This window comes from Dietzia sp. DQ11-71, from assembly GCF_014144995.1.
GTDB lineage: Bacteria > Actinomycetota > Actinomycetes > Mycobacteriales > Mycobacteriaceae > Dietzia > Dietzia kunjamensis.
This window is the reverse complement of the sequence record NZ_JAALDT010000362.1, coordinates 1-1,580: the sequence shown is the minus strand read 5'-3', so window position 1 is coordinate 1,580 and position 1,580 is coordinate 1. Positions and strand designations below refer to the sequence as shown.

General features: G+C 69.2%; 3 protein-coding genes. All 3 read right to left on the bottom strand.

All coding sequences use genetic code 11. From position 1 onward, the window contains the following. The coding region (locus tag G6023_RS12630; RefSeq protein ID WP_182635823.1) for a ferritin at positions 1-474 on the bottom strand (474 nt) is incomplete at its 3' end. Between the two features lie 107 nt (positions 475-581). Then, on the bottom strand, positions 582-1,361 hold the full coding sequence (locus G6023_RS12625; protein ID WP_182635821.1) for an SDR family oxidoreductase: 780 nt from the start codon (positions 1,359-1,361) through the stop codon (positions 582-584). A 60-nt stretch (positions 1,362-1,421) separates the two neighbouring features. Continuing rightward, on the bottom strand, positions 1,422-1,574 hold the full coding sequence (locus G6023_RS12620) for a limonene-1,2-epoxide hydrolase family protein (RefSeq protein WP_347570772.1): 153 nt from the start codon (positions 1,572-1,574) through the stop codon (positions 1,422-1,424). Positions 1,575-1,580 lie beyond the last annotated feature (6 nt).

Below are 1,580 nucleotides of genomic sequence, written 5' to 3'. Positions count from 1 at the left end.
GGCCAGGTACTCCTCGATGCGGAACCAGTCGTCGGCGGCGCGCTCGGCGATGGTCACCAGGGTGTTCATGTTGGCGACCTCCTCGACCTGCTCGCGGAGGAACCACAGCATGAACTGCTCGCCGAGCGGGTCGGATTCGGCGCGGGCGGCCTGGAACATCGCCTCGATCTGCCGGGTGACCTGCTTCTCCTGCTCCAGTGCGGCGCGCAGCGCATCGGCGGGACCGCGGAACTGGGCCTCCGGCGCGGGCACGGCCGGGATCGTCACGGCGATCTCCCGGTCGAGCATGTACTGGACCATCATCATCGCGTGGTTCCGCTCACCCAGGCTGTGCGAGTAGAAGCGCGACGCCAACTGCGGTAGGTCCTGCGCGTCCGCCCACACGGCGATCGCGATGTACTGCTGACTGGCGGCGAACTCGTGACCGACCTGAGCGGAGAGGAGTTCGACGAATGAGTTCTTGTTCCTGGCCATGGAGGAGGCCCCTTTCGGTAGGGGGCCAGCCTATGTTCGCCGGCGACGTTTCACCAGGTCAGTAAGCCTAACCTGGGTACACCATGGCCAGCCTCACCTACCGCACATCAGCCCCGGTGGGCGCGCATCGCGGAGTGCTGGTCCCGCGGCTTCACCACGATCTGGTCCAGGTTGACGTGCGAGGGCCGGCTCGCCACGAACCCGACGATCTCCGCCACGTCCTCGGCCACCATCGGGGTGAGCCCACGGTAGACGGCGGCCGCCTTGTCGTCGTCGCCGTCGAACCTCACGCGGGAGAACTCGGTCTCGACCATGCCGGGCGCGATCTCGGTGAACCGCACCGGCTGGCCCAGGTGCTCCCCGCGCAACGTCCGGTGCAGGACCGCTTGAGCGTGCTTGGCCGAGGTGTAACCGGAGCCGTTGTCGTACGATTCGAGGGCCGCGATCGAGGTGATGGTGATGACCAGCCCGTCGCCCGTATCCACCAGCACCGGCATGAGACCGCGGACCATGCGCAGCGTGCCGATGACGTTGGTCTCCCACATCCAGCGCCACTGGTCCTCGTCGGCGTCCATCACACTGGTCGTGCCCTTGGCGCCGCCCGCATTGTTGACCAGCACGTTCAGCCGGGGGATGGCCGCGCAGAACGCCTCGCACGAGTCGGCGTCGGTGACGTCGAGGGGCAGGGCGGTGCCGCCGATGTCCGCCGCGAGCGCCTCCAGCCGGTCGACCCGCCGCGCCCCGACGACCACGTGGAACCCGAGGCCGGCCAGCTCGCGCGCGGACGCCTCACCGATCCCCGACGACGCCCCCGTCACCACCGCGATGCGGGTCTCGGCGGGCAGGGCGGCGAGCCGCTCACGGGCGGCGGAGTGGTCGATGCTCATGGCCTAGAGACTAGGCGGCGGGTCCGACACGGTCGATGGGGGAGGACGACGACGACGAGGTCAGCGACCCCGACCAGTGACCATTTCGACGAGTCCGCGCACCGCGCCCTTGGCCATGTCGGCCTTGGAGAAGTAGTCCTGCCAACCGCACACCCGGCCATCGCGGACCTCGAGGCGGCCGCACACCCAGAAGCCGACGCGGAACCGCCCCACCCCCAG